Raw genomic sequence first — 26,334 nt, 5'->3', positions numbered from 1 at the left:
CCCGGGGGGGGGGGGGGCGGGCGCGCCCCCGGGGGGCCCCCCCCCCCGTTTCCCCCCCCCCCCCCCCCCCCCCCGCCCCCCCCCCCGCTCCCACATGTTCCGCGGCGTTATGTCTTTGGAGATGTTGATTTGCCCAGGAGAGCGTTATGAAATTGCTGGTCGTCGAAGATGAAGCGCTATTGCGCCATCACCTGCAAACCCGCCTGACGGATAGCGGCCACGTGGTCGAGTCCGTGGCCAACGCCGAGGAAGCGTTGTACCAGGCCGAGCAGTTCAACCATGACCTGGCGGTGATCGACCTCGGTCTGCCGGGCATGGGCGGGCTCGATCTGATTCGTCAATTGCGCTCCCGGGGCAAAACCTTTCCGATCCTGATCCTCACCGCGCGCGGCAACTGGCAGGACAAAGTCGAAGGCCTCGCCGCCGGTGCCGACGATTACGTGGTCAAGCCCTTCCAGTTCGAAGAGCTGGACGCCCGGCTCAATGCCTTGCTGCGCCGCTCCAGCGGTTTCACCCAGTCGACCATCGTCGCTGGCCCCTTGCTGCTGGACCTCAATCGCAAACAGGCCTCCCTCGACGAACAACCGCTGGCGCTGACCGCCTACGAGTACCGGATCCTCGAATACCTGATGCGCCATCACCAGCAAGTGGTGGCCAAGGACCGCTTGATGGAGCAGCTCTATCCGGATGACGGCGAGCGCGATCCGAATGTGATCGAAGTGCTGGTCGGTCGCTTGCGCCGCAAACTCGAAGGCCCGGCCGGCTTCAAGCCGATCGATACCGTGCGTGGCCTTGGTTACCTGTTCAATGAGCGCTGCACTTGATTCGTTCCCTTCGCGTCCGTTTGATGCTCGCCGCCACCCTCCTGGCGGTGTTGTTCATGCTGGCATTGCTGCCGGCGATGCAGGGCGCGTTCAGCCTGGCGTTGCAGGATTCCATCGAGCAGCGCCTGGCGTCGGACGTCACCACGCTGATCTCTGCTGCCCGCGTGGATAACAACCGTTTGCAGATGCCGGCGCAGCTGCCCGACGAGCGCTTCAACCTCACCGACAGCCGTTTGCTCGGCTACATCTATGACCGCGAAGGTCATCTGGTCTGGCGCTCGAAAGCTACCCAGGAAGAGAAGATCAACTACAAACCGCGTTACGACGGACGCGGTAATGAGTTCGCAAGGATTCGCGAAGCCAATGGTGAAGAGTTCTTCGTCTATGACGTCGAGGTCAAGCTGCTGGGCGGCCAGAGCGCGGCGTTCAGCATTGTCGCGTTGCAACCGGTGCGTGAATACGAAATCACCCTCGAAGGCCTGCGGGAAAACCTCTATCTGGGCTTTGGCGCAGCCTTGCTGGTGTTGCTCGCCTTGCTGTGGATCGGCCTGACCTGGGGCTTGCAGGCGTTGCGCCGGCTGAGCCAGGAGCTGGACCAGATCGAAAGCGGCACCCGGGAAAGCCTCAGCGAACAACACCCGCGTGAATTGCTGCGCCTGACCGGCTCGCTCAACCGCTTGTTGCACAGCGAACGCGAACAGCGCAGCCGTTATCGCGATTCCCTCGACGACCTGGCCCACAGCCTGAAAACCCCGTTGACCGTGTTGCAAGGGGTCAGCGAAGACATGGCGCAAAAGCCGCAAGAGCGCGAGCAGGCCTGGGTGCTGCAAACCCAGATCGAACGCATGAGCCAGCAGATCGGCTATCAGTTGCAACGTGCCAGCCTGCGCAAAAGCGGCCTGGTGCGTCACCAAGTGCGCCTGCGCCCGGTGTTGCAAAGCCTTTGCGACACCCTGGACAAGGTCTACCGCGACAAACAGGTGCAGGTCGCTTTCGATCTGCCGGAGCAGTGTTACGTGCCGATCGAGCAGGGCGCCTTGCTGGAAATGATGGGCAACCTGCTGGAAAACGCCTATCGCCTGTGCCTCGGCGAAGTGCGCATCAGCGTGCGCGAAACCCTCAGCGGGATTGAGTTGTGCGTCGAAGACGACGGCCCCGGCGTGCCACCGGACCAGCGTGCGCGGATTCTGCAGCGGGGCGAACGGCTGGATCGCCAGCATCCGGGGCAGGGGATCGGGTTGGCGGTGGTCAAGGACATCATCGAAAGCTACAGCGCCAAGCTGACGCTGGGGGATTCGCCAATGGGCGGGGCGGCGTTCCGGGTTCATTTTCCGGTGGTGTGACTGGAAGTTGGAGGGTGTTCTCTCGGGCCCCTTCGCGAGCAAGCCCGCTCCCACATTGGATCGTCTGTGAACACATTATTTGTGTCCGACACAAATCAACTGTGGGAGCGGGCTTGCTCGCGAAGAGGCCGGTACAGCCACCACAAGTCTCGGTGTCAGACTGATAAACAAGCACTGTTTAAACGACACTTTCAGATACTCTCCCAGGCTACACATCCTTGCGCCGCTGCCTACGACTACGCCAGAATCCGCCGGCTTGTGCGCCTGGGGCGTGGGTTCTATCGTTTGCGGGTCGCTGACGAATCAGCGATCGGGTTTAGCGATCCGACCCCATACACAGACGCAAAAGCACCCAAGTTCTGATTGCAGTTTTTAGTGCCTGCAATTCGCGTAATGGTGGCTGTGCGTGGGAGACCTTCGAGGTCTACCCGGGGTTTCTGTGACCCGGATCGCTAACCTGCGTACAGCCGCCACCTTTACTTGTTTAGCGATAGGTCGTGGCGGCTCAATCAACCACGGAGTTTCGCCATGTTCAAACCTACACCCAACCCACCGGAAACCGATCCGACATCCCCCTACGAATCCCTCGATTCGAAAAAACTCAACGAAGCCGCCGATCGCGCCCTCGATTACTACCTCAAACCGGACATTCCCAAAGACACCAAGCGCAAACCCAGCACCATTTACCATGTCGGCGCCGAGGTCGATAACGAAACCCTGCTGGTCAACGCCTGCGAATCCCTGGCGTCAGCGAGCATGATGCTCAGTGAGTTCGCCGGGTTGATGGACATGCCACATCGCAACATGATGTTGGGGATTCAATCCGTGGTCATGCTCGGGGAGCTGGCCGTGAACCGGGTGCTGGATAACTTTGATCCGCGAGGTTAGCGAAGAACCTGTGGCGAGGGAGCTTGCTCCCGCTCGGCTGCGCAGCAGTCGCAAAACCTGAGCGTGCGGTGCATCTGAAAAACCGTGACTGCCGGATTTGCGGCCGCTTCGCAGCCCAGCGGGAGCAAGCTCCCTCGCCACAACAGCTTGGCTGGCTGCACAGTTTTGCGGTGTTTTTTCGGGCCTCTTCGCGAGCAAGCCCGCTCCCACATTGGATTGCTGGCGTTCACAAATGATGTGTTCGCAGCAGATCCCCTGTGGGAGCGGGCTTGCTCGCGAAGAGGCCAGTGAATACACCCAAAAAACAGCGCTAGAACTCAATTCTCCTGAGCTCGATAAGCCCCAGGCGTAAGGCCGGTCCACTTCTTGAACGCCCGGTGAAACGCCGACGGCTCGGAAAACCCCAACTGCTCGGCAATCTGTTGCAACGACAGATCCGCACGCCCCAGGTGATAAATCGCAATGTCCCGCCGCAACTGGTCCTTCAATTCCTGAAAACTCGTGCCTTCTTCGCGCAAATGCCGCCGCAAGGTTTGCGGGCTGATATGCAGGTGCGCGGCCACGGCTTCCAGGTCTGGCCAGCGCGCGCTGTCGCGGCTGAGCAAGCGCCGCAACTGGCTGCTCAGGCTGTCGCCTTCGTCGGGGCGCGATAGCAGGTCGGCGGGGGAGCGCTCGAGAAAGTGCTTGAGGGTTCGTTCGTCCTGCAACAGCGGCATGTTCAGGTAGCGACTGTGAAACAGCAGACTGCTTTGCGCCGTCGTGCTCTTTACGGTGGAAAAGCTCAGCGGGCAGGAAAACAGCAAGTCGTATTCGGCCCCGTGTTCGGGCCTCGGGTAACTGAACGTGGCCTGCTCCAGACGAATGCGCTGGCCGATCAGCCAACTGCCGAACCGATGCCAGATCACCAACAGGCTTTCGCTGAGAAAGTGGTCCGGATCCCACAGCGACGAATCGTCCAGGCTCAGGCGAACCCTGTCGCCTTCGTGGCTCAGCGTCAGACGCGGCGCGCCGGGGAACAGGCTGTAAAACAATAAACCGCGATTGAGTGCTTTCTCCAGCGTGCGGCAGTGGATCACCGCATGGCACATCATCGCGAAGCTGCCGGGTTTGCTCGGCGCTTGCCCGAAGCCCAAGTATTCGTCGTCCAGGGCCAGCCACAGCCCCTGGATCAATCGAGCGAACTGCTCGGGCGCGATTCGGGCGCGCGGCTCCTCGAGCAGCTCGGGGCTGATCCCCAGTTGCTGCAACAGACTCCAATAGTCGTAGCCACGCCGACGCGCGCCACCGAGGGCGGCGCGGGCGAAATGGCTGGCGATGGTGCGTTCGCGCATAAGGGGCAGGTCCGTCCACTGAGCAATGGATGGTAGCGGTGCCTGTCGAGAATGAACAAGGCGGATATCCGCCAAATTGCAGGACGAGGTTTGGCTGATGGGCGGAAATCCGCCACATCGTTGTGACGGGTTAGTGACCCAAAAAAACCTGTAACCCTTGATGTCACAAGGCTGGCGGGGTTTTTTTCGAAGGTGGCACGGCGCTTGCGATACAAGCCGCAGAGGTCTGCCGGCGTGCAGCTCGACAAAACAAATCCCTCCAGTGCAGGAGGGTTCGCAATTGAGGTGTCAGGGGCAACAGATGGATGTTGCTACTGAGGCACTCTTGAGGAACTTTGCAATGACGACTCGTCAGCCACTGTATAAATCCCTGTACTTCCAGGTGATCGTTGCCATCGCTATCGGCATCCTGCTCGGTCACTTCTACCCGCAGACAGGTGTAGCCCTCAAGCCGCTGGGTGACGGGTTCATCAAACTGATCAAAATGGTCATCGCGCCGATCATCTTCTGTACTGTTGTCAGCGGCATCGCCGGCATGCAGAACATGAAATCGGTCGGCAAGACCGGCGGCTATGCGCTGCTGTACTTCGAAATCGTCTCCACCATTGCCTTGCTGATCGGTCTGGTCGTGGTCAACGTCGTGCAACCGGGCGCCGGCATGCACATCGACGTGACGACCCTGGACACCAGCAAAATCGCTGGCTTCATCTCGGCCGGTAAAGACCAGAGCATCATTGCTTTCGTCCTCAACGTGATCCCGAACACCATCGTCGGCGCCTTCGCCAACGGCGACATCCTGCAAGTGCTGATGTTCTCGGTGATCTTCGGTTTCGCCCTGCATCGCCTGGGTGCCTACGGCAAACCGGTGCTGGACTTCATCGATCGCTTTGCTCACGTGATGTTCAACATCATCAACATGATCATGAAGCTCGCTCCAGTCGGCGCGTTCGGTGCGATGGCTTTCACCATCGGTGCCTACGGTGTCGGTTCGCTGGTGCAACTCGGTCAGCTGATGATCTGCTTCTACATCACCTGCATTCTGTTCGTAGTCTTTGTATTGGGCGCCATCTGCCGCGCGCACGGTTTCAGCGTCATCAAACTGATTCGCTACATCCGTGAAGAACTGCTGATCGTGCTGGGCACTTCCTCTTCGGAATCCGCGCTGCCACGCATGCTGATCAAGATGGAACGCCTGGGTGCGCAGAAATCGGTTGTGGGTCTGGTGATCCCGACTGGCTACTCGTTCAACCTCGACGGTACGTCGATCTACCTGACCATGGCGGCTGTGTTCATCGCTCAGGCGACTGACACCCCAATGGACCTGACTCACCAGATCACCTTGCTGCTGGTGCTGCTGTTGTCCTCCAAAGGTGCGGCGGGTGTGACTGGTAGTGGCTTCATCGTGCTGGCAGCCACTCTGTCGGCCGTGGGTACTCTGCCGGTGGCCGGCCTGGCGCTGATCCTCGGTATTGACCGCTTCATGTCCGAAGCCCGTGCGCTGACCAACCTTGTGGGTAACGCCGTGGCCACCCTCGTGGTCGCCAAGTGGGTGAAAGAGCTGGACGAAGACAAGCTGCAAGTCGAGCTGGCTTCCGGCGGTCGCGGTATCTCCGACGAGCGTGAAGTAGACGACCTGGGTGTGGCTGAAGGCCCAACCCCAGCCAGCGTCAAGTAAGTACTTTGGCTGCATGAAAAACCCGCTTCGGCGGGTTTTTTCTTACCTGCGATTTGAGCACAACGGTCACCGCCGCTGACACATAAGGTGATTGCTGCAATGTCCTCGGCTGCCTAGGCTTGGGGGATTGCACTGGAGAACACTTATGCTCGGTCCACTGGCATCACTCAAGGTTCTGGATTTCTCGACACTGCTGCCGGGGCCGTTCGCCTCGTTGCTGCTGGCAGACATGGGCGCCGAGGTGCTGCGCATCGAATCGCCGACCCGCATGGACCTGCTGCGGGTGCTGCCGCCGCATGATCAAGGCGTCTCGGCCAGCCACGCCTACCTCAATCGCAACAAGCGCAGCCTGGCGCTGGACCTCAAGCAGCCCGAGGCGCTGGAGGTGATCAAGCAATTGCTGCAGGACCACGACATCGTGCTGGAGCAGTTTCGTCCCGGCGTGATGGACCGGCTCGGTTTGGGGTATGAAGCCCTGAAAGCGATCAACCCGAAGCTGATTTATGTGTCGATCACCGGGTATGGCCAGACTGGCCCCTACAAAGATCGCGCCGGCCACGACATCAACTACCTGGCGCTGGCGGGGCTTTCGAGCTACACCGGTCGCGCCGACAGCGGCCCGGTGCCGTTGGGCATGCAGGTGGCGGATGTCGCGGGCGGCTCGCTGCATGGGGTGATCGGCCTGCTGGCGGCGGTGATCGCGCGACAGCAGACCGGGCAGGGGCAGTATCTGGATGTGAGCATGACCGACTGCGCCTTCAGCCTGAATGCCATGGCCGGTGCCGGGTACCTGGCCTGTGGCGTGGAGCCGGGCAGGGAAGAGCAGATGCTCAATGGTGGCAGCTTCTACGATTACTACCGTTCGCGCGATGGACGCTGGTTGTCGGTGGGCAGTCTGGAGCCGGCGTTCATGCAGCAACTCTGCGCGGCGCTGGGCCGGCCGGAACTGGCGGCCCAAGGGCTGTCACCCGAGCCGGCCCGGCAACAGGCGCTCAAGGAGGCGTTGAAAATTGAATTCGAAAAATACGACTTTGCCCAGTTGTGTGAGCTGTTCGCCGGGGTCGATGCGTGCGTCGAGCCGGTATTAAGCCTGGGCGAAGCGGTGCGGCATCCGCAGTTGAAAGCGCGGGAATTGGTGACGGAGGTGCCAAGGGGCAATGGTTCGACTCAGGCGCAGATGGCTTGCCCGTTGAAGTTTTCGGATGGCTTGCCTGAGCCTCGGCATATTGGCGCGACGCTGGGAGCGCATACCGATCAGGTGTTGGGGGAGTTGGGGTTCAGTGTTGAGCGGATCGAGGAATTGCGGCGTGCCAGGGTGGTTGTGTAGTGATTGTAAGGACGCCTTCGCGAGCAAGCCCGCTCCCACATTTGATCTTCGGCGCGACGCAGGCCCAGTGTGGGAGCGGGCTTGCTCGCGAAGAGGCCGGCCCAAACACCACAAATCCTGCTACTCGACCCGCATCTCGCCACTAAACTCCAAGGTGCTGCGGCAGCGCCTGCACAAATACCGCCGCCCCTGTCTCACCAAACCATGTCGCTGCGCCGAAAACGGGAAGTCGCTGTCGGGGCACGGGCATTTGTAGATGTAGCGGGTCACGCTACGGCGTTTGACGTCGTAGGTGTGGCAGCGATTGGGCGGCAGTTCGTAAACACCGCGCATGATCAGTTGCCACTCTTCGCCATGAGGCTGGATGCGGTCGCCGAACAGTTGATGGGCGATCAGGTGCGCGACTTCATGCGCCACCGTCTGCTTGAGGAAGTCTTCGGTGTTTTCCCGGTACAGCTGCGGATTGAAACGCAGCAGGTTCTCGTGCAAATGCGCGACACCGGCTTTTTGCCCGCGCAGCTTGAGGCTCACCACGGGGCGTTTGAAAGGTCGTTTGAAAAAGGATTCGGCTTGTTGGAAACAGTCTTCGACGCGGGTATTGAGTTGCTCGGGCATGCTTGATGGATCTCCAGAGGCGTCGAGTATGCCGCAACCTTCGGGGCTTGCGAATCGTCGAGGCGCCGAATGGTCGTCGCCGCTTCCTATCGTCGAGCCCTCTATCCCGGAGCTCTTTATGCTGAGCATTAGAAGGCCGCCTTGCGGCGGCCTTGTATTGGCATATCTTGATTGTTATGTGGGCGGTCGGTTGTCAGTTGGTATAGACGGGGCCCACGCCCAGGCCCCAGACAATCACGGTGAACGCCATGATGGCTACCAGCACCACCAGTCCTACGGCGAGCACCGAGCTTGAAAACAGGAATCCCTCGTCTGACGGAATGTTCATGAAGGTTGGCAGGCCCACATACAGCAGGTACACCGTGTAGCAGATGGCGGCGGTGCCGACGATCATTCCCAGCCACATGTGTGGGTACAGCGCCGCCAGACCGCCGATAAATAGCGGTGTCGCGGTGTAGGTGGCGAACGCGACACAGCGTGCCAGGCTCGGGTTGGCGTCATAGGTGCGAGCCATCCAGTGGATGAACGCGCCCATCACCGCGACACCGCCGAGCATCGCCAGGTACGACATGATGGTCATCCACAGCGCGCTTTCCGTGGTCAGCATCACCGGCGCCCGATTACCAATGACCCAGCCGACCTGCGTGGTGCCGATAAACGCCGACACGGCAGGGATCGCCGCCAGAATCAGGGTGTGCGTGAGGTACATGTGGCTGATGCTTTCCTCCTGGTCGCCACGGATTTCTTTCCATTCCTGGTCAGGGTGGGTGAAGAGCCCCACTACGTGATGGATCATGCCAGTCACTCCTCTTGTTGTTGCCATCGCCCCCCAGCGGAGCGCTTACGGGCCAAAGTGGCCAGGTAAGTACAGGTCTGAATACGTGTGCGACCTTATGCCGCAGTATAGAAAGGAGTTACCGGTAATAGTGCGAGGGGCTTAGAGCAAATCGCGCTGTAAACACTATTGTTAATCGCCGTCAGGTCTGTGCCGAATGAAACCTGTGGCGAGGGAGCTTGCTCCCGCTGGGGCGCGAAGCGGCCCTGATGTTGTGTCAGGCAAACCGTGTCGGCAGGTTTTGCGACTGCTGCGCAGCCGAGCGGGAGCAAGCTCCCTCGCCACAGGGGTATGCTCAAGTCATATAAGTGCAGGCTTCGCCCCGAAAGGGTTTTTGCGTAAAATGCCGGCCTTTCGTCACACCTCACGGATTTCGCGTCATGGGCACTCTTACGGTCAACCAGAACAAACTGCAAAAGCGCCTTCGCCGCCAGGCGGGTGAGGCTGTCGCCGATTTCAACATGATTGAAGACGGCGACAAGGTCATGGTCTGCCTGTCCGGTGGCAAAGACAGCTACACCATGCTCGACGTGCTGATGCATTTGCAGAAGGTCGCCCCGATCAAGTTCGAGATCGTGGCCGTGAACATGGACCAGAAGCAGCCAGGCTTTCCCGAGCACGTGCTGCCGGCTTACCTCAAGGATCTGGGCATCGAGTACCACATCGTCGAGAAAGACACTTATTCGGTGGTCAAGGAGCTTATTCCTGAGGGAAAGACCACCTGCTCGCTGTGCTCGCGCCTGCGTCGCGGCACGCTCTACACCTTTGCCGATGAAATCGGCGCGACCAAAATGGCCCTCGGTCACCACCGCGACGACATCGTCGAGACGTTCTTCCTCAACATGTTCTTCAACGGCTCGCTCAAGGCCATGCCGCCGAAGCTGCGCGCCGATGACGGGCGCAACGTGGTGATCCGGCCGCTGGCCTACTGCAACGAAAAAGACATTCAGGCCTACTCGGACTTCAAGCAATTCCCGATCATCCCGTGCAACCTCTGCGGCTCCCAGGAAAACCTGCAACGCCAGGTGGTTAAAGAGATGCTGCAGGAGTGGGAACGCAAGACCCCGGGCCGTACCGAAAGCATTTTCCGCAGCTTGCAGAACGTGATCCCGTCGCAACTGGCGGACCGCAACCTGTTCGACTTCACCAACCTGCGCATCGATGAAACCGCGGCTTCGCGGTTCGTCAACGTAGTAAACCTCTGAACAAATTGTGTGGGAGCGGGCTTGCTCGCGAATGCGTAGTGTCAGCCGACATTATTGTTGACTGACACTACGCATTCGCGAGCAAGCCCGCTCCCACAGGTTTTCTGTTTCAATCCGTAGGAGAGGGCATGCGCGATTACAAGTGGCTGCACGAATACTGTCTGAACCGCTTCGGTTCGGCGGCTGAACTGGAAGCCCATCTGCCCGTTCCCAAGACCCCGGCGCAATTGCGCAAAATCAGTGACGACCGCTACCTCTCGACCATGGCGTTGCGGGTATTCCGCGCCGGGCTCAAGCACAGCCTGGTGGACGCCAAGTGGCCGGCGTTCGAAGAAGTGTTCTTCAAGTTCGACCCGGAAAAAGTCGTGCTGATGAGCGCCGAACACCTGGAACGCCTGATGCAGGACGCGCGGATCATCCGCCACCTGGGCAAGCTCAAGAGCGTGCCGCGCAATGCACAGTTCATTCTGGACGTGGCCCATGAGAAGGGCAGTTTTGGCGCGTTGATCGCCGAATGGCCGGTGACCGATATTGTCGGCTTGTGGACCTACCTGAAAAAACACGGGCATCAGTTGGGCGGGTTATCGGCACCGCGATTCTTGCGCATGGTCGGTAAGGACACGTTCGTGCCGAGCTACGACGTGGTGGCAGCGCTGAGTGCGCAGAAGATCGTCGACAAGGTGCCAACCAGCCTGCGGGACATGGCCACGGTGCAAAATGCGTTCAACCAGTGGCACGAAGAGAGCGGAGGGCGGCCGATGAGCCAGATTTCGATGATGCTGGCTTACACAGTGAATCATTGAGACCGAGTCGCGGCCTTCGCGGGCAAGCCTCGCTCCTACGGGGAATGGTGGTGCCCTTGTAGGAGCGAGGCTTGCCCGCGAAGGCGTCAGTTCAGGCGACGCTGGTCTCGCCTTCACCCGCCAACTTGCGGTTCAACTGAAACCGCCACCGCACATACAACATTGCCGAGCAGAACACCGCCAGGCTCGCGCCCATCTCCAGTAAACCGAACAGCTGGCGGTTCGGGTCATACGCGGCCAATGCGCCCTTCATGAAATACAGGTTCACCACAAAACACATCCACGAATGCCCGCGGGCGCTGCCAACGATCATCCCCGGCGCCAGCAACAGCAGTGGCACCAGTTCGATCAGCAGAATCACCCACGGCCGCGCGCCATGCAGGTCGGCGAATATCAGGTAGTAGGCGCAGAGCAGTCCCACCAGGCCGAAAAAGCACAGCAGGCTGATGACGCGCATCGCCCGTACTCGCGGTTCGAGCCATTCGATGGAAGGCAGAATCTTCGGCTTTTTGGCCATTTCAACTCACCAACTTTTGCGCAGTCTTCGCCAACCGCAGGCCCAAGGCGCGGCACAGCGCAACTTCGTGTTCATTCAAACCGCTTTTGCCATCGGCCCCGGCGTGATGGCTGGCGCCGTAAGGCGTGCCGCCACCGCGGGTTTCCAGCAGCGCCGACTCGCTGTAAGGCAGGCCGGTGATCAGCATGCCGTGGTGCAGCAATGGCAACATCATCGACAGCAGCGTGGTTTCCTGGCCGCCGTGCAGGCTCGCGGTGGAGGTGAAGACCCCGGCCGGTTTGCCCACCAGGGCGCCGGTCAGCCACAGATTGCTGGTGCCATCGAGAAAGTACTTCAACGGTGCGGCCATGTTGCCGAAGCGGGTCGGGCTGCCGAGGGCCAGGCCGGCGCAGTTCTTCAAATCGTCGAGGCTGGCGTACAGCGCGCCTTCGTCGGGAATGTCCGGCGACACAGCTTCGCATTCGGTGGAAATCGCCGGCACGGTGCGCAGGCGCGCTTCCATACCGGACTGCTCGACACCACGGGCAATCTGCCGGGCCATTTCATTGGTCGAACCGCTGCGGCTGTAATACAGCACCAGAATGTACGGGGCACTCACGGCAGCAACTCCAGTACATTCTCCGGCGGGCGGCCGATGATGGCTTTGTCGCCGACTTCGAGAATCGGCCGCTCCATGAGTTTCGGGTGCGCGGCGATAGCAGCGATCAATTGCGCCTCGCCGAGGGTGCTGTCGGCCAGGTTGAGGGTTTTATACTCGTCCTCGCCGGTGCGCAGCAATTGCCGGGCGCTGATACCAAGCTTGCTCAGCAGGCTCTGGATTTGCGCGGCGTCCAGCGGGGTTTCCAGGTAGCGGACCACGGTCGGGGCCAGGCCACGGGCTTCAAGCAGTTCGAGCGCACCGCGGGATTTCGAGCAGCGCGGGTTGTGATAAAGCGTCAGATCGGTCATGTGCGGGTCGCATCTTGCGTAAGGTGGCGGCTATTCTAACTGGGCGGCGCGTAATCCAGAACCTTGGGAGGCGATGGGTCGCAGGTGCATTCCATTTTTGACAAGGATCGAGACATGACAAGGCGACTGGCAGCGGCATTGGCGATCATGGGGGCGTTATTGTTGGGGGGCTGCGGCAATGACTATGGTACCGACCAAAACGGCCACAAAGTCGCCGCCGAACGTCTGGATAAACAATGGCTGGTGCTCAATTACTGGGCCGAATGGTGTGGCCCGTGCCGTACCGAGATTCCCGAGTTGAACGTGCTGGCCGAACAGCTCAAGGGCAAGAAGATCGGTGTGTTCGGGGTCAACTTCGACAATGTGCAGGGCGAAGAGCTGAAAAGTGCCAGCGAGAAACTGGGGATCGCCTTCACCGTGCTGGCCCAGGACCCGGCCGATCTTTTCGAATTACCGCGCAGTGAAGCGTTGCCGGTGACTTACATCATCGATGACAAGGGCAAGGTGCGGGAACAGTTGATGGGGGAGCAGACGGCGGCAGGGGTGATGGCGAAGCTTGAGGGGTTGCAGGCTAAAAATTGATCTGTAGGAGCCAGGCTTGCCGGCGAAGGCGTACTTTGGAGCGCCTTCGCCGGCAAGCCTGGCTCCTACGAAAAGCAATTCACTGATCGTTCCCACGCCCTGCGTGGGAACGATCGGAGCGAGAGGATCAACCCTCTTCAAGCCACCAACGCAACGGTTTGCCTTGCGCCGGCCAGAAGCGCATCTGGTCGATCGGTGAAACGTCCCAGCGCTGGACGTTTTCCAGCGCCTGCAGGAAGCGTTTTTCCTGCTCCATCAACGCTGGCGCACACATTTTGCGGGTGCTGCCGATCTTGCCGAAGCTCAGCTTGTCGCCTTGCAGGGTATACGGCGCGAACCAGTGGTTGCAGCCGCCATTGCCATAGGCCCGACCATCTTCATCGAGGGTGATGGTCAGATGGCTGTAGTCCATCAGCGGACGCTCGCCGATCCATTCCAGAATGTAGCTGCGGTTGTGTTGCAATTGCACCGGCTCGGCGGCGCAGCCCAACAGGCTGGCGCCAGCCATGGCGGTCAGAGCAAGGCGTTTCATCACGCAGGCTCCTGGCACTTCTTGCACAGGTGCTTGTCGGCAACGGTGGCCCAGCCCAACTCGGCAATCCGTGCAGTGGCCGCCGGTTTTTCCGCCTTGTTGCCCAGTTTGGCGTCGACCGCGAATTCAAAGCTCAGCTCTTTGGCGCAGCTGTCGCAGTTGACCTTCCAGGTGTGGATCGCCAATTCGCCGAACACCGGACCACTGGCCACCGCGACCCATTGGCCCGGCGGGTTGATCAAGTGGCGAACCGTTTCGACGGTCAGGCGCATGGACAAGTCCTTGCTGCCTTTAAGGGTCACTACCAGCACGTCGTTATTACGAATCGAGCCGCCGTTGCCGGTGACTTGATAACGCCCCGGCACAAGGGCGCGGCATTCGGTGAGGGTGTGTTGCGGGTTCATCAGGCTATAGCGAAAATCGTGTTCGACCATGGGTCCTCCAAATATGCGCGATATGCTAGCACGGGCATGAACGCAGCATGGCGCGGGCATGTAACCTTCGATCTGGTTCAAATGACCTGCCGAGTCATGGCACAATGCCGCTTTTGCATCTCTAAGGAATGGAAATGGCGTTGATCGAATGTTTTGAGTGCAAGCAACGCATCAGCTCCACGGCGCCTGCTTGTATTCATTGCGGTGCACCTGCGGTGGCAGAAGCGGCTACATCGACGGCAACGCAGGCGCCTCTTTCTTTCGGGCGCTTACCGACCAATGAGAACGTACCCAGGGTGACCCCGGCCGCTTTCGGGCGCAAACGTAAAGCCGAAGTCGAGGCAGAGATCCCGGCAGTGGTATCCGGCGGGCCGCGTCCGGTGGAGCTCTGGCTGAAACTGATGATTTTCTTACTGCCGCCGTTTTTTGTCTGGTTCCTGCTGCGTCGCGGGCATTCGTTGGGGCAGCGCTTGCTGGGCTTCGGCTGGCTGGCCCTGATGATCCTTTTGTCCAAGGCCTGAGCCGATCAGCTCTCGACCTGATTCTGTGGCGAACCGGCCGCCCAGGCCGCGATGTTCTGCAGGGTGGTTGCGGCAATCGCGCCCAGGGCTTCGCGCGTGAGGAAGGCTTGGTGCGCGGTGATGATTACATTTGGAAAGGTCAGCAGGCGCGCCAGCACATCGTCCTGCAGCGGCAAGTCGGAGCGATCCTCGAAGAACAGCTGCGCCTCCTCTTCATAAACATCCAGCCCCAGATAGCCCAGTTGGCCGTCCTTCAACGCGTCGATCAGCGCCGGGGTGTCGACCAGACCGCCACGCCCGGTATTGATCAGCATTGCACCGGGCTGCATGTGCGCCAGTGATTCGCTGTTGATCAAGTGTTTGCTCTGTTCATTGAGCGGGCAATGCAGGCTGATGATCTGCGACTCGGCCAGCAGTTGCGGCAAGCTGAGGTAGCGCGCGCCGAGCGCTTCGACCTGCGGGTTCGGGTAAGGATCACAGGCCAGCAACTGGCAGCCGAAGCCGTTCATGATTTTCGCGAAGGTCGCGCCGATCTGCCCGGTGCCGACTACGCCGACGGTTTTGCCCACGAGATCGAAACCGGTCAGCCCGTGCAAGCTGAAATCGCCCTCGCGGGTACGGTTGTAGGCACGGTTCAGTCGGCGGTTGAGCGCCAGAATCAGCGCCACCGCGTGTTCGGCCACCGCGTGAGGCGAGTAGGCCGGAACCCGCACAATCGCCAACCCCAGGCGCTTCGCTACCGCCAGATCGACATGGTTGTAACCGGCCGAGCGCAGGGCGATCAGGTGTGTGCCACCCGCGGCCAGGCGTTCGAGAACCGGAGCACTGAGGTCATCATTGATGAAGGCACAAACCACTTCGTGATGCTCGGCTAGCGCCGCCGTGTCGAGGCTCAGTCGCGCTGGCTGGAAATACAGCTCGATGCCGGCGGGCAGGTCTGCGCTCAGAAAACTGTCGCGGTCGTAGGTCTGGCTGCTGAAAAGAATCGTGCGCATGCTGTCCTCCTGGAAGTCTCAAATCCTGTAGCAGCTGGCGAAGCCTGCGTTCGGCGGCGAAGCCGTCGTAAAACCTGCATCCGCGGTTTACCTGAACGATTGCGGTGCCTGATTTAACGACGGCTTCGCCGCCGGACTCAGCCTTCGGCAGCTGCTACACAGAATGTATTTGAGCTTAGCCTTCCAGGCACTCCGTGTTATTGCGCTGCATCAGGCATTGATACGCGCATGGGCCGCCAGGCGATTGATGGCTCGTTCGAGTTCTTCCAGCGCGCCGGGGGCTTTCGGGTCCTGTTGCTTGAGCAGGGTTTCACTGCGCTGGCAGGCGGCGCGCAATTGCGGGACGCCGCAATAACGGGTCGCTCCATGCAGGCGATGGACTCGCTCAATCAGCGCGTTCTGGTCATTGGCTTCACGAGCGACGCGGATGGCCTCGCGGTCGGCCTCCAGCGAGGCCAGCAGCATTGCCAGCATGTCCGCCGCCAGATCGGCCTTGCCCGCCGCCAAGCGTAGGCCTTCGTCGTGATCAAGCACCTGCAAGTCATTATCGTTGTTGCTTTCGCTGGAGCGCTCCGGCCCCAGATTGCGCAACGCCAGACCGGTCCATTTCAACACCACCTGCGCCAGTTGCCGTTCGCTGATGGGTTTGGTCAGGTAGTCATCCATGCCGCTTTGCAGCAATGCGCGTTTTTCGTTGGCCATCGCGTGGGCGGTGAGGGCGACGATCGGCAGTGGTGTGCAATGCCGTTCACTTTCCCACTGACGAATGGCTTCGGTGCTTTGGCGGCCATCCATGCCGGGCATCTGGACGTCCATCAGCACCAGGTCAAAGGTCTCGTTCTGTACGGCCTTGACCGCGGCGTAACCGCTTTCCACCGCGAGCACCTTGGCGCCCATGTCTTCGAGCAGGGTTTGCACCAGCAGCAGATTGGCCGGGTTGTCATCGACGCAAAGGACCTTCGGTGCGCGACTCGAAAGCGGCTCGCCGGGGTCGCTGCGCTGCTGGCGAGGGTTGACCATATCGGACAGGGCCCGACGCAGTTTGCGCGTGCAGGCCGGTTTGGACTGCAGCTGGCTGTGGGGGTTGGGCACCGAGAGGTGGAACAGCGTCAGTTCGGTGGTCGGGCACAGCACCAACACTCGGCAGCCCAGGTGTTCGAGGTCCCAGATATGCTGGTTGAGGCGCTCCGGCGGCATGTCGTTGCTGGTGATGCCGAGCACTGCCAGGCCGATGGCCTGATCGGTCTGATGGGCACCGGTCACGCCATTGGCCAGGCTTTCGAGGGTGTTGAACGGCGTGACTGCCAGGCCGCAGTCTTCCAGTTGATGCTGCAAGGCCTGACGGGCCAGCTCATGGTTTTCCAGAACCGCCACCCGCTGTCCGAGCAAGGGTGGGCCGGGCAGGTCCTCGGCGTCGTCGCGGGTTTTGGGCAGGCTCAGGCTGATCCAGAATTCCGAGCCTTCGCCTGGTGTGCTGTCGACGCCGATCTCACCACCCATCTGTTCGATCAGCCGTTTGGAAATCACCAGCCCCAGGCCGGTGCCGCCAGGTTGCCGGGACAGCGAGTTATCGGCCTGGCTGAAGGCCTGGAACAAGGCGCGCACGTCCTGGTTCGACAGGCCAATGCCGGTGTCCTGAATGCTGATGCGCAATTGCACGCTGTCTTCATACTCTTCTTCGAGCATGGCTCGGGCGACGATGGTGCCTTCGCGGGTGAACTTGATCGCGTTGCTCACAAGGTTGGTGAGAATCTGCTTGAGTCGCAGCGGATCGCCCACCAGCGACAGCGGTGTATCGCGATAAACCAGGCTCACCAGCTCAAGCTCTTTGGCATGGGCGGCGGGGGCGAGGATGGTCAAGGTGTCTTGCAGCAGGTCGCGCAGGTTGAACGGAATATGGTCGAGCACCAGTTTTCCGGCCTCGATTTTCGAGAAGTCGAGAATCTCGTTGATGATCCCCAGCAGGCTGTCCGCGGATTTTTCGATGGTGCCCAGGTAATCGAGCTGGCGCGGGGTCAATTCACTTTTTTGCAGCAAATGGGTGAAGCCGAGAATGCCGTTGAGCGGCGTGCGGATTTCATGGCTCATGTTGGCCAGGAACTCGGACTTGATCCGGCTCGCCTCCAGGGCTTCCTTGCGCGCAAGGTCCAGCTCGATGTTCTGGATTTCGATGGTTTCCAGGTTCTGACGCACGTCTTCGGTGGCTTGGTCGACGCTGTTTTGCAATTCTTCCTGAGCGTTCTGCAGGGTTCCGGCCATTCGGTTGATGCCGGACGCCAGTTCATCCAGCTCCTGGCTGCCGAGGGGCGGCAGGCGGGTTTCCAGGTGACCGTCCTTGAGCTGTGCCACGGCTTGTTTAATCTGGCTCAATGGCCGGTTGATGGTCCGGCCCATGCGCAACGCCAACAGCGCCGCACCGACCAGGCCTCCGCCGATCAGCAGCAGGCTGGCAAACAGACTGCGGTAACCGCGCAGCAACATGCCACTGTGCGACAGCTCGAGTTCGACCCAGCCCAGCAGACGGTCGGCTTCATCGGGGATCAGGTCGCCGGCCAGGTTGCGGTGCTTGCCGAACACTGGCAGCAGGTAACGCGTGGCGTCATTGCCACTGCGGCGCAGCAGCTGTGAACCGTTGCCCAAAGGCGCCGAATTGAGCATGGTCGGGCCGGCATGGGCCAGCTGAGTGCGGTCGGGGGCGAGGAAAGTCACCGCGCGCACGTCGGTTTGTTCCAGGAACTGGGTGGCGATGCGTTCCAGCAGGTCGTTGTCTTTGCGACCCATGGCCGGGGCCACCAGCGGTGCCAGCTGTTCGGCAATCATTTCGCCGCGCTGCATGAGTTGCGATTGCAGGTCCGATTGCTGCATCCAGGTGAAATAGCCGCCCAGAACCAGCGCCATCAGGGTGGTCGGTAACAGGGTCAGCAACAGCACGCGGCCTTTAATTCCCAGTTTCTTGAGCACGCATCTCTCCCGCATCCAGCTGTTTATTGACCTGCACATGCGTCCGGCACGCGCCACCTGCGCAGTGTAGCGATTTGCATGCGGGCAATCCTCGTAAAATTGATGTCGTCATTCGTCGGCCAGTTCCGCGCTTTGGTCTTGGGGGGCAAACCATGGGTTGCCCCTGGTGAGGCGATCTTGAATAATCGGCAACTGAGAATTATTTGCAGATACTCATGACTCCCATCTCCGTTGTTCCCCCCCGCGTCCTCTCCATCGAAGACGATCTGGTGCTCGGTGCTTATGTCCATGAGCATCTGGGGCGCTGTGGATTTCAGGTGACCTGGTGTCAGAACGGCCAGGAAGGGTTGGCCATTGCGCGCCGGCAAGCCTTCGATGTGGTGTTGATGGATATTCTGTTGCCGGGGCTGGATGGCCTGGCGGTGCTGACCCAACTGCGCCAGAGCCACTCAACACCAGTGGTGCTGATGTCGGCGCTGGGGGCGGAGGCGGATCGCATCAGTGGCTTTCGCCTCGGTGCCGACGATTACCTGCCCAAACCTTTCAGCATGGCCGAGCTGCGGGTACGCATCGAGGCGATCCTGCGGCGGGTGGCGCTCGATCGGCGGCCAGCGCCGGCATCGATTGCCCCTGCGATGGACAACCTGCATTTCGACGATGAACGGTGCGAGGTCTTTTTGGGCGAACACGCGGCCGGCCTGACTCGCAGCGAATATCGGTTGCTGGATACATTGAATCGCAACGGTGATGAAGTACTGAGCAAGGCGTTCCTTTATCAGCAGGTACTGCAGCGCGGTTATGCGCCCCATGACCGCAGCCTCGACATGCACATCAGCCAGATTCGCCGCAAGCTCAAGGCCATCGGTTACACCGAGCGTGAAGTGCGTACTGTCTGGGGCAAGGGGTATGTATTGAGTGCGGCCGATGAAATGGTCTGACGTGCCGGGCAAGCATTCACTGTTCTGGAAACTGGCTTGCCTGTTGGTAGCGTTCTGTCTGCTGATGATCTGGTTGAGCTGGTCCTGGGGCCGCTACATGGAAAAGAAAAACCTGTTCCTGTCCGACGAAGCCCGGGGCACCCTGACGCGCTACGCCGCCGAGGCGGAGCGGGCGTGGAACGAACAGCAGAGTGCAGGCATTGATGCCTGGTTGCAGCGTGTCGGCGAGCGCGAGTCGACTTGGGTCGGTGTCATCGGTGGCGACTTGCAATCCCTGAGCAACTACCCGCTGACCCATCAGGAAATCCAGCGCCTGACCTTTTTGCGCGGTCTGGATTGGCCGGTGAGTCGGCGCCACCAGGGCCTGCCGTGGCTGAAGATCCCGTTTCCCAATGACCCGTCTGCCGGCAGCCTGGTGATCGAGTTGCCTCAGCGTTTTATGCCAGGACGCTACCGGGTGTTTTGGCGGGTGATCACCAATGGGGTGATTCCCGGGCTGTTCACGCTGCTGCTGTGCGTGGGGCTGTATCGATTGCTGGTCGTCCCGCTGAACAGCCTGCGCGAGCAGGCCAACGCCTGGCGCGCCGACCAACTGACTGTGCGTTTATCGAGCCGCACCACCAACCGCTCGGATGAATTGGGTGAACTGGGCAGGGCCTTCGATCACATGGCCGAGCGCCTGCAAAGCACGGTGGCTCTGCAACAACAATTGCTGCGCGACCTGTCCCACGAATTGCGTACGCCACTGAGCCGGCTGCGGGTGGCCAGCGAAAGCGAGCAAGACCTGGGGCAATTGCGCGAACGCATTGGCCGGGAAGTCGACGGCATGCAACGTCTGGTCGAGGACGCCCTGCAACTCGCCTGGCTCGACACCGAGCGCGCGCCGTTGCTCGATGAAGCGATCCAGGTCCAGGCCTTGTGGGAAATGCTCACGGAAAACGCCTGCTATGAAAGTGGCTGGCCGGCGGGTCAGTTGCACTGTGCCGTGGATGCATCCTGCTGGGTGCGCGGCCATCTCAATACCCTGGCCCAAGCGCTGGAAAACATACTGCGCAACGCCATTCGTCATTCACCTGCGGGCGGTGTCGTGACGCTCGCTGGTCGGCGCGATGGCGACTTCTGGCACCTGTGGCTGGAGGACGAGGGCGGTGGAGTGGCGGACGAGGATCTTGAACGGATCTTCTCGCCGTTCATCCGGCTTGATGGATCGCGACCGGGGGATGGTGGGTTCGGGTTGGGGTTGAGCATTGCGAGGAATGCGGTGCAGCGCCAGGGCGGGCGTTTGTGGGCGGAGAATGCTGGGGCAGGGTTGCGGCTGAATATGCGTTTAGTAGCTGATGATGGTGGTGTTTGTCAGACCGCTTTCGCGAGCAAGCCCGCTCCCACATTGGAAATGTGCCAGGCAAACAATATGTGATCAACCCCGATCAAATGTGGGAGCGGGCTTGCTCGCGAAGAGGCCCTCCCAGCCACCACCGCACTGATCATGCCGGAGCGTTCCCGTTTATATGTACGACCTTTCCTAAAGGGTATTGCCGACACCTTATGCCTGATTCGACGGAATAGACTCGCGTTTTTCCTCGTCCTCAAGGAGTTCGGCATGAATGCATCCAGCGTCCCCGACAACCGTTTCAATGAAGTGCTTGCGTTGATTCAAAGTGCCAAACAGCAAGCCATGCAGGCGGTGAATACTCAGCTGATTGAGCTGTATTGGCAGGTGGGGCGATTCTGTGGTCAGCCAACTGGCTGAGCATCTGGCCACGTCTCAACCTGGGTTGCGCGGTTTTACTCGCCCCAATCTGTTCCGCATGCGTCAGTTCTACGAGACTTACCGGGGGGACGAGAAAGTCTCACCACTGGTGAGACAAATACCCTGGACCCATAATCTGGTCATCTTCAGTCAGGGCAAACTCCCGGAAGAGCGGGAGTTTTATCTACGAATGGCGGTTCAGGAGAAGTGGTCGAAGCGCGAGTTGGAGCGTCAGTTCAAAACTGCACTATTCGAGCGTAGCGTGACCCAACCGGCAAAAACCTCCGCAGTGCTAAGACATACTCACCCTGCGGCGCTTGAGATTTTCCGCGATGCCTACATGGTCGAGTTTCTCGACCTGCCCGGCGGCCATGCCGAAACCGATCTGCATAAGGGGCTGCTGGCGCGTCTCAAGGAATTTCTGATCGAACTGGGTCGTGACTTCTGCTTTGTCGGCTCCCAATACCCGCTGCAAGTCGGCGGGCGTGATTTCGCCCTGGATCTGCTGTTCTTCCACCGTGGGCTCAACTGTCTGGTAGCCATTGAGCTCAAGGTCGGTCGGTTTGAGCCGGAGTATTTGGGCAAGCTGGATTTCTATCTGGAAGCGCTGGATCGCAATGAGCGCAAACCCCACGAAAATCCTGCCATTGGTGTGTTGCTTTGTGCCAGCAAGGATGACGAGGTGGTCGAGTACGCCCTTAACCGTAGCCTGTCGCCAGCGTTAATTGCCGAATACCAGACTCGCCTGCCGGACAAGCAGTTGTTGCAGGCTAAATTGCATGAGTTTTATGCGCTGGATTTTGAGCAGGAGAAGAGCGGGTAATCTTCCTCTTATTCCCATTCGCCATAAGCCCCTTACTTTGCGTGATATGGCCTGCGCACGTTTGCCGGTATGATAGGCGCCCCCGCAGTCTGGATTGCGAATACGCCATGACCTTGCAGTACCCAACCATCGCCGATTGCGTCGGCAACACTCCGCTGGTCCGTTTGCAGCGCCTGCCTGGCGCCACCAGCAATACCCTTTTGCTCAAGCTCGAAGGGAATAACCCGGCGGGTTCGGTCAAGGACCGTCCGGCGCTGTCGATGATCACCCGTGCCGAATTGCGCGGGCAGATCCACGCCGGCGATACGCTGATCGAAGCAACATCGGGCAACACCGGGATTGCCTTGGCCATGGCTGCGGCGATCAAGGGTTACAAGATGATCCTGATCATGCCGGACAACTCCAGCGCCGAGCGTAAAGCCGCCATGACGGCTTATGGCGCCGAGCTTATTCTGGTCAGCCAGGAAGAAGGCATGGAAGGCGCTCGCGACCTCGCCCAGCGAATGGAAGCCGAAGGCCGCGGCAAGGTGCTGGATCAGTTCGCCAACGGTGACAACCCCGAGGCGCACTACACCACCACCGGTCCGGAAATCTGGCGTCAGACCGAAGGTACCATCACTCATTTCGTCAGCTCGATGGGCACCACCGGCACCATCATGGGCGTTTCGCGCTACTTGAAAGAGCAGAACGACAACGTGCAGATCATCGGGCTGCAACCGATGGAAGGTTCGGCGATTCCGGGCATCCGTCGCTGGCCGCAGGAATACCTGCCGAAGATCTACCAGGCCGAGCGCGTGGACCGGATCGTCGACATGGCGCAAAGCGAAGCCGAAGACGTGACCCGTCGTCTGGCACGCGAAGAAGGCATCTTTTGCGGTGTGTCTTCGGGCGGTGCCGTGGCGGCGATGCTGCGCCTGTCCAAAGAAGTTGAAAACGCGGTGATCGTCGCGATCATCTGCGACCGTGGCGACCGTTACTTGTCGACCGGCATTTTCGACGCGCCCAACTGATGGCCAGGCAAGAGAGAGGCCTGCGCTTCCAGCCCACAGGCGGCAGCAAGGCCCCGCAAGTCCCGACCGGCAAAAAGCAGCGCTTGACGATTGAGCGCCTGGCCAATGACGGTCGCGGTATCGCGTTTTTCGAAGGTCGCACCTGGTTCGTCATCGGCGCATTGGCCGGTGAAGACGTCGAGGCGCGGGTCTTGGGTGCCCACGGCAAAGTGGTCGAGGCGCGCACCGAACGCGTGTTCCAGGCCAGTGAATTGCGCCGCCCGGCACCGTGCGCTCATGCCGCACGCTGCGGCGGTTGCAGCGTGCAGCATTTGCCCCACAACGAACAGCTCGCCCTGAAACAGCGCATGCTCGCCGAGCAATTGTCGCGGGTTGCCGGTGTCGAACCTGAAGAGTGGGCAGCGCCGTTGAGCGGTCCGGAATTCGGCTACCGTCGTCGCGCCCGAGTGGCGGTGCGTTGGGACATGAAAGCGAAAAAACTCGAAGTCGGCTTCCGTGCTGCCGGCAGTCAGGACATTGTCGCCATCAACGAATGCCCGGTGCTGGTACAGCCCTTGCAACCGATCATGACCCGCTTGCCGGAGATGCTGCGGCGCTTGAGCAAACCTCAGTCGCTGGGGCATGTGGAGTTGTTCAGCGGTTCGTCATTGGCGGTATTGCTGCGGCACATGGCGCCGTTGTCCGAAGCCGACATGACCATCCTCAAGGACTTCTGCGCGTTCCATGAAGCCCAGTTGTGGCTGCATGGCGACGGCGAGCCGCAACCGGTCGAGGCCGATCAGTCGCTGGGCTATCGCCTTGAGCAGTGGGACTTGAACCTGGCGTATCGGCCGGGAGATTTCATCCAGGTCAACGCCGGGGTCAACGAAGCGATGGTGGCCCAGGCGTTGGCGTGGTTGGCACCGAAACCTGATGAGCGGGTTCTGGACCTGTTTTGTGGGTTGGGCAACTTTGCTTTACCGCTGGCCAAAACCGTTCGCGAAGTGGTGGCGGTGGAGGGCGTGCAGGCGATGGTCGAGCGTGCCGCCGCGAATGCTGTCAGCAATAATCTGCATAACGCGAAGTTTTTTCAGGCCGATTTATCCCAGCCTTTGGCCGATGCCGAATGGGCCGATGAAGGCTTTTGTGCGGTACTCTTGGACCCACCTCGCGACGGTGCTTTTGAGGTGGTGCGCAAGCTGGCGTCCCTGGGCGCCAAACGATTGGTGTATGTGTCGTGCAACCCTGCAACGCTGGCGCGCGACACGGTCGAATTGATCAAGCAGGGCTACCGGTTAAAACGTGCCGGGATTCTCGATATGTTTCCTCAGACGGCACATGTCGAGGCCATGGCGTTATTTGAAGCGAGCTAGGACGGCTCGTCTGGTCCGACTGACCCGCTCGTGCAAAGCGCATTCGTCTTAGCCCCGCGAGTGCACACGGGCAGCGAAGGTCAGCGATTTGACGCATTGAATCTGCGTCGTAGGGAAGGTAAAGCAAGATGGTACAGGTGAGAGCACACCAGCCGATCAATACTGACGGCAGTATCAACCTCGAGGCTTGGCTCGATCATGCGGTCAGTGTCGATCTGGCACTGGATCGCGAAGCCTTGAAGGAAGCCTGCGAGTTCGCTCGCGAGGCCGAACAACAAGCCAATGCGGCGAAGAATCTGTGGTCCGAAGGGACCTCGAGTTTCCGCACGGGCCTTGAGATCGCCGAGATTCTCGCCGACCTCAAACTCGACCAGGATTCGTTGGTCGCAGCCGTGCTTTACCGCGGTGTGCGCGAAGGCCAGATCCAGTTGCCGGCGGTCAGCCAACGCTTCGGTCCGGTGGTCGCCAAACTCATCGACGGCGTGTTGCGCATGGCGGCGATCAGCGCCAGCCTGAGCCCCCGTCAATCCATGGTGCTGGGCACTCAAGGCCAGGTCGAAAACCTGCGCAAAATGCTCGTGGCCATGGTCGACGACGTGCGCGTCGCGCTGATCAAACTGGCCGAACGCACCTGCGCGATCCGTGCGGTGAAAACCGCCGACGACGAGAAGCGCAACCGCGTGGCCCGTGAAGTGTTCGACATTTACGCGCCGCTCGCCCACCGCCTCGGTATCGGTCACATCAAGTGGGAGCTGGAGGACTTGTCCTTCCGCTATCTTGAGCCTGACCAGTACAAGCAGATCGCCAAGTTGCTCCACGAGCGACGGCTGGATCGCGAGCGCTTTATCGCCGACGTGATGACCCAACTCAAAGAAGAGTTGCAGGCCACCGGCGTCGATGCGGACATCAGCGGTCGGGCCAAACACATCTATTCGATCTGGCGCAAAATGCAGCGCAAGGGTCTGGAGTTCAGCCAGATCTACGACGTGCGCGCGGTTCGCGTGCTGGTGCCGGAAATGCGCGACTGCTATACCGCGCTCGGCATCGTCCACACCCTGTGGCGGCACATCCCGAAAGAGTTCGACGACTACATCGCCAACCCGAAAGAGAACGGCTACCGCTCGCTGCACACTGCGGTGATCGGCCCTGAAGGCAAAGTGCTGGAAGTGCAGATCCGCACCCATGCCATGCACGAAGAAGCCGAGTTGGGGGTTTGCGCGCACTGGAAGTACAAGGGCACCGACGTCAAGTCCGGCTCGAACCACTATGAAGAGAAAATCTCCTGGCTGCGTCAGGTGCTCGAGTGGCACGAAGAGCTGGGTGATATTGGTGGCCTTGCCGAACAACTGCGGGTCGATATCGAACCGGACCGGGTCTATATCTTCACCCCGGACGGTCACGCCATCGACTTGCCGAAGGGCGCGACACCGCTGGACTTCGCCTACCGCGTACACACCGAAATCGGTCACAACTGCCGCGGCGCCAAGATCAACGGGCGGATCGTACCGCTCAACTACAGCCTGCAAACCGGTGAACAGGTCGAGATCATCACCAGTAAGCACGGCACGCCGAGCCGCGACTGGCTGAACCCGAACCTGGGTTACATCACCACCTCGCGGGCGCGGGCGAAGATCGTTCACTGGTTCAAATTGCAGGCCCGCGATCAGAACGTCGCGGCCGGTAAAACCTTGCTCGAGCGCGAACTCAATCGCCTCGGTCTGCCGCAGGTGGACTTCGACAAGCTGGCCGAGAAGGCCAACATGAAGACCGCCGAGGACATGTTCGCTGCATTGGGCGCAGGCGATTTGCGCCTGGCGCAATTGGTGAATCTGGCGCAGCAACTGGTCGAGCCGGAACGCGGCAACGAACAGCTGGAACTGATCCCGCGCAAAGCCACCGGCTACAAACCGGGCAAGCGTGGCGACATTCAGATCCAGGGCGTAGGCAACCTGATGACCCAGATGGCCGGCTGCTGCCAGCCGCTGCCGGGGGATGCGATCGTCGGTTACATCACTCAGGGCCGTGGCGTGAGCATTCACCGTCAGGACTGCGCCTCGGTGCTGCAACTGGCCGGGCGCGAGCCGGAGCGGGTCATCCAGGTCAGCGGGGGCCCGGTGCCGGTGCG

General features: G+C 60.4%; 24 protein-coding genes and 1 pseudogene. 15 read left to right on the top strand and 10 right to left on the bottom strand.

All coding sequences use genetic code 11. The features are described from left to right. The first annotated feature begins 146 nt into the window (after positions 1-146). The 3 genes from ACIPLA_RS25490 (at position 147) to ACIPLA_RS25480 (ending at position 3,055) form a co-directional block, all read left to right on the top strand. Positions 147-824, top strand: a complete 678-nt coding sequence (locus tag ACIPLA_RS25490) for a response regulator (protein WP_007899104.1) — start codon at positions 147-149, stop codon at positions 822-824. Continuing rightward, positions 821-2,167, top strand: coding sequence for an ATP-binding protein (locus ACIPLA_RS25485; RefSeq protein WP_401176964.1), 1,347 nt, complete (start codon positions 821-823; stop codon positions 2,165-2,167). The genes ACIPLA_RS25490 and ACIPLA_RS25485 overlap by 4 nt, the downstream gene beginning before the upstream one ends. Positions 2,168-2,695: 528 nt before the next feature. Beyond that, entirely contained in the window at positions 2,696-3,055 is a 360-nt protein-coding gene (locus ACIPLA_RS25480; protein ID WP_063342851.1) for a DUF6124 family protein, read from the top strand. 317 nt (positions 3,056-3,372) lie between these two features. Here ACIPLA_RS25480 and ACIPLA_RS25475 read toward each other — a convergent pair whose 3' ends face one another. Further along, the gene (locus ACIPLA_RS25475) at positions 3,373-4,386 is read right to left on the bottom strand and encodes an AraC family transcriptional regulator (RefSeq protein ID WP_218394121.1); all 1,014 of its coding nucleotides are present in this window, start codon (positions 4,384-4,386) and stop codon (positions 3,373-3,375) included. Positions 4,387-4,726: 340 nt separating this feature from the next. Between ACIPLA_RS25475 and ACIPLA_RS25470 the strand changes: the two genes are divergently transcribed. Together ACIPLA_RS25470 and ACIPLA_RS25465 are read left to right on the top strand one after the other, a co-directional pair. After that, positions 4,727-6,061 carry a dicarboxylate/amino acid:cation symporter gene (locus ACIPLA_RS25470; protein ID WP_401176960.1) on the top strand — a complete coding sequence of 445 codons (1,335 nt, stop codon included), beginning with the start codon at positions 4,727-4,729 and terminating at the stop codon, positions 6,059-6,061. A 145-nt stretch (positions 6,062-6,206) separates the two neighbouring features. Continuing rightward, complete coding sequence (locus tag ACIPLA_RS25465) at positions 6,207-7,388, top strand: CaiB/BaiF CoA transferase family protein (RefSeq protein WP_401176957.1); 1,182 nt, start codon at positions 6,207-6,209, stop codon at positions 7,386-7,388. Positions 7,389-7,508: 120 nt separating this feature from the next. Here ACIPLA_RS25465 and ACIPLA_RS25460 read toward each other — a convergent pair whose 3' ends face one another. Both ACIPLA_RS25460 and ACIPLA_RS25455 read right to left on the bottom strand, forming a co-directional pair. Beyond that, entirely contained in the window at positions 7,509-8,003 is a 495-nt protein-coding gene (locus ACIPLA_RS25460) for a SprT family zinc-dependent metalloprotease (protein WP_192345638.1), read from the bottom strand. 193 nt (positions 8,004-8,196) lie between these two features. Continuing rightward, the gene (locus tag ACIPLA_RS25455; RefSeq protein WP_017340184.1) at positions 8,197-8,799 is read right to left on the bottom strand and encodes a Yip1 family protein; all 603 of its coding nucleotides are present in this window, start codon (positions 8,797-8,799) and stop codon (positions 8,197-8,199) included. 419 nt (positions 8,800-9,218) lie between these two features. Between ACIPLA_RS25455 and ttcA the strand changes: the two genes are divergently transcribed. Together ttcA and ACIPLA_RS25445 are read left to right on the top strand one after the other, a co-directional pair. Continuing rightward, positions 9,219-10,043, top strand: a complete 825-nt coding sequence (gene ttcA, locus ACIPLA_RS25450; RefSeq protein WP_218394125.1) for a tRNA 2-thiocytidine(32) synthetase TtcA — start codon at positions 9,219-9,221, stop codon at positions 10,041-10,043. Positions 10,044-10,171: 128 nt separating this feature from the next. Continuing rightward, positions 10,172-10,846 carry a DNA-3-methyladenine glycosylase I gene (locus tag ACIPLA_RS25445; RefSeq protein WP_063342855.1) on the top strand — a complete coding sequence of 225 codons (675 nt, stop codon included), beginning with the start codon at positions 10,172-10,174 and terminating at the stop codon, positions 10,844-10,846. A gap of 91 nt (positions 10,847-10,937) precedes the next feature. On the opposite strand, the gene ACIPLA_RS25440 is transcribed toward ACIPLA_RS25445, so the two are convergent. The 3 genes from ACIPLA_RS25440 to arsC are packed head-to-tail and all read right to left on the bottom strand — an operon-like array spanning position 10,938 to position 12,311. Then, the gene (locus tag ACIPLA_RS25440) at positions 10,938-11,363 is read right to left on the bottom strand and encodes a DUF2069 domain-containing protein (protein ID WP_192345640.1); all 426 of its coding nucleotides are present in this window, start codon (positions 11,361-11,363) and stop codon (positions 10,938-10,940) included. 1 nt (position 11,364) lies between these two features. After that, positions 11,365-11,961, bottom strand: coding sequence for an NAD(P)H:quinone oxidoreductase (gene wrbA / locus ACIPLA_RS25435; RefSeq protein ID WP_008011647.1), 597 nt, complete (start codon positions 11,959-11,961; stop codon positions 11,365-11,367). Next, entirely contained in the window at positions 11,958-12,311 is a 354-nt protein-coding gene (gene arsC / locus ACIPLA_RS25430; protein ID WP_192345641.1) for an arsenate reductase (glutaredoxin), read from the bottom strand. The genes wrbA and arsC overlap by 4 nt, the downstream gene beginning before the upstream one ends. 114 nt (positions 12,312-12,425) lie before the next feature. Between arsC and ACIPLA_RS25425 the strand changes: the two genes are divergently transcribed. Then, positions 12,426-12,893 carry a TlpA family protein disulfide reductase gene (locus ACIPLA_RS25425; RefSeq protein WP_401176951.1) on the top strand — a complete coding sequence of 156 codons (468 nt, stop codon included), beginning with the start codon at positions 12,426-12,428 and terminating at the stop codon, positions 12,891-12,893. A gap of 127 nt (positions 12,894-13,020) precedes the next feature. Here ACIPLA_RS25425 and ACIPLA_RS25420 read toward each other — a convergent pair whose 3' ends face one another. Both ACIPLA_RS25420 and ACIPLA_RS25415 read right to left on the bottom strand, forming a co-directional pair. After that, positions 13,021-13,425 (bottom strand): META domain-containing protein, encoded by a 405-nt coding sequence (locus ACIPLA_RS25420; protein WP_008074973.1) that lies wholly within the window; start codon positions 13,423-13,425, stop codon positions 13,021-13,023. Then, complete coding sequence (locus ACIPLA_RS25415) at positions 13,425-13,859, bottom strand: hypothetical protein (protein WP_007899088.1); 435 nt, start codon at positions 13,857-13,859, stop codon at positions 13,425-13,427. The genes ACIPLA_RS25420 and ACIPLA_RS25415 overlap by 1 nt, the downstream gene beginning before the upstream one ends. Positions 13,860-13,993: 134 nt before the next feature. Between ACIPLA_RS25415 and ACIPLA_RS25410 the strand changes: the two genes are divergently transcribed. Next, the gene (locus tag ACIPLA_RS25410) at positions 13,994-14,380 is read left to right on the top strand and encodes a hypothetical protein (RefSeq protein WP_401176947.1); all 387 of its coding nucleotides are present in this window, start codon (positions 13,994-13,996) and stop codon (positions 14,378-14,380) included. A 5-nt stretch (positions 14,381-14,385) separates the two neighbouring features. On the opposite strand, the gene ACIPLA_RS25405 is transcribed toward ACIPLA_RS25410, so the two are convergent. Both ACIPLA_RS25405 and ACIPLA_RS25400 read right to left on the bottom strand, forming a co-directional pair. Then, positions 14,386-15,375, bottom strand: a complete 990-nt coding sequence (locus ACIPLA_RS25405) for a 2-hydroxyacid dehydrogenase (RefSeq protein ID WP_401176944.1) — start codon at positions 15,373-15,375, stop codon at positions 14,386-14,388. Between the two features lie 210 nt (positions 15,376-15,585). Continuing rightward, positions 15,586-18,336, bottom strand: a complete 2,751-nt coding sequence (locus ACIPLA_RS25400) for a response regulator (protein ID WP_123495892.1) — start codon at positions 18,334-18,336, stop codon at positions 15,586-15,588. A 215-nt stretch (positions 18,337-18,551) separates the two neighbouring features. Here ACIPLA_RS25400 and ACIPLA_RS25395 point away from each other — a divergent pair, with 215 nt between their 5' ends. The 6 genes and pseudogenes from ACIPLA_RS25395 to relA all read left to right on the top strand — a co-directional run. After that, positions 18,552-19,274 (top strand): response regulator transcription factor, encoded by a 723-nt coding sequence (locus ACIPLA_RS25395; RefSeq protein ID WP_192345645.1) that lies wholly within the window; start codon positions 18,552-18,554, stop codon positions 19,272-19,274. Next, a complete protein-coding gene (locus tag ACIPLA_RS25390; RefSeq protein WP_401176940.1) occupies positions 19,261-20,691 on the top strand; it encodes a histidine kinase sensor domain-containing protein in 1,431 nt (476 codons plus the stop codon). The genes ACIPLA_RS25395 and ACIPLA_RS25390 overlap by 14 nt, the downstream gene beginning before the upstream one ends. A gap of 183 nt (positions 20,692-20,874) precedes the next feature. Further along, positions 20,875-21,847: pseudogene (locus tag ACIPLA_RS25385) on the top strand (YhcG family protein). A 107-nt stretch (positions 21,848-21,954) separates the two neighbouring features. Beyond that, entirely contained in the window at positions 21,955-22,857 is a 903-nt protein-coding gene (gene cysM, locus ACIPLA_RS25380) for a cysteine synthase CysM (RefSeq protein WP_007899067.1), read from the top strand. Then, entirely contained in the window at positions 22,857-24,209 is a 1,353-nt protein-coding gene (rlmD, locus tag ACIPLA_RS25375; RefSeq protein WP_401176937.1) for a 23S rRNA (uracil(1939)-C(5))-methyltransferase RlmD, read from the top strand. The genes cysM and rlmD overlap by 1 nt, the downstream gene beginning before the upstream one ends. Positions 24,210-24,337: 128 nt before the next feature. Then, positions 24,338-26,334, top strand: a 1,997-nt coding sequence (relA, locus tag ACIPLA_RS25370) for a GTP diphosphokinase (RefSeq protein WP_401176934.1), incomplete at its 3' end; no start/stop codon positions are given.

The organism is Pseudomonas sp. NPDC086112 (genome assembly GCF_044746425.1).
GTDB lineage: Bacteria > Pseudomonadota > Gammaproteobacteria > Pseudomonadales > Pseudomonadaceae > Aquipseudomonas.
The sequence above is the reverse complement of the archived record's forward strand: the minus strand, read 5'-3'. Positions and strand labels throughout refer to the sequence as shown.

Coding starts and splice junctions, on each gene's coding strand:
- ACIPLA_RS25475 (WP_218394121.1), bottom strand. CDS start 4,386: ATGCGCGAACGCACCATCGCCAGCCATTTCGCCCGCGCCGCCCTCGGT.
- ACIPLA_RS25390 (WP_401176940.1), top strand. CDS start 19,261: ATGAAATGGTCTGACGTGCCGGGCAAGCATTCACTGTTCTGGAAACTG.
- ACIPLA_RS25470 (WP_401176960.1), top strand. CDS start 4,727: ATGACGACTCGTCAGCCACTGTATAAATCCCTGTACTTCCAGGTGATC.
- ACIPLA_RS25425 (WP_401176951.1), top strand. CDS start 12,426: ATGACAAGGCGACTGGCAGCGGCATTGGCGATCATGGGGGCGTTATTG.
- ACIPLA_RS25465 (WP_401176957.1), top strand. CDS start 6,207: ATGCTCGGTCCACTGGCATCACTCAAGGTTCTGGATTTCTCGACACTG.
- ACIPLA_RS25455 (WP_017340184.1), bottom strand. CDS start 8,799: ATGATCCATCACGTAGTGGGGCTCTTCACCCACCCTGACCAGGAATGG.
- arsC (WP_192345641.1), bottom strand. CDS start 12,311: ATGACCGATCTGACGCTTTATCACAACCCGCGCTGCTCGAAATCCCGC.
- ACIPLA_RS25460 (WP_192345638.1), bottom strand. CDS start 8,003: ATGCCCGAGCAACTCAATACCCGCGTCGAAGACTGTTTCCAACAAGCC.
- cysM (WP_007899067.1), top strand. CDS start 21,955: ATGACCTTGCAGTACCCAACCATCGCCGATTGCGTCGGCAACACTCCG.
- ACIPLA_RS25410 (WP_401176947.1), top strand. CDS start 13,994: ATGGCGTTGATCGAATGTTTTGAGTGCAAGCAACGCATCAGCTCCACG.
- rlmD (WP_401176937.1), top strand. CDS start 22,857: ATGGCCAGGCAAGAGAGAGGCCTGCGCTTCCAGCCCACAGGCGGCAGC.
- ACIPLA_RS25405 (WP_401176944.1), bottom strand. CDS start 15,375: ATGCGCACGATTCTTTTCAGCAGCCAGACCTACGACCGCGACAGTTTT.
- ACIPLA_RS25415 (WP_007899088.1), bottom strand. CDS start 13,859: ATGGTCGAACACGATTTTCGCTATAGCCTGATGAACCCGCAACACACC.
- ttcA (WP_218394125.1), top strand. CDS start 9,219: ATGGGCACTCTTACGGTCAACCAGAACAAACTGCAAAAGCGCCTTCGC.
- ACIPLA_RS25420 (WP_008074973.1), bottom strand. CDS start 13,425: ATGAAACGCCTTGCTCTGACCGCCATGGCTGGCGCCAGCCTGTTGGGC.
- ACIPLA_RS25445 (WP_063342855.1), top strand. CDS start 10,172: ATGCGCGATTACAAGTGGCTGCACGAATACTGTCTGAACCGCTTCGGT.
- ACIPLA_RS25490 (WP_007899104.1), top strand. CDS start 147: ATGAAATTGCTGGTCGTCGAAGATGAAGCGCTATTGCGCCATCACCTG.
- ACIPLA_RS25440 (WP_192345640.1), bottom strand. CDS start 11,363: ATGGCCAAAAAGCCGAAGATTCTGCCTTCCATCGAATGGCTCGAACCG.
- ACIPLA_RS25480 (WP_063342851.1), top strand. CDS start 2,696: ATGTTCAAACCTACACCCAACCCACCGGAAACCGATCCGACATCCCCC.
- ACIPLA_RS25395 (WP_192345645.1), top strand. CDS start 18,552: ATGACTCCCATCTCCGTTGTTCCCCCCCGCGTCCTCTCCATCGAAGAC.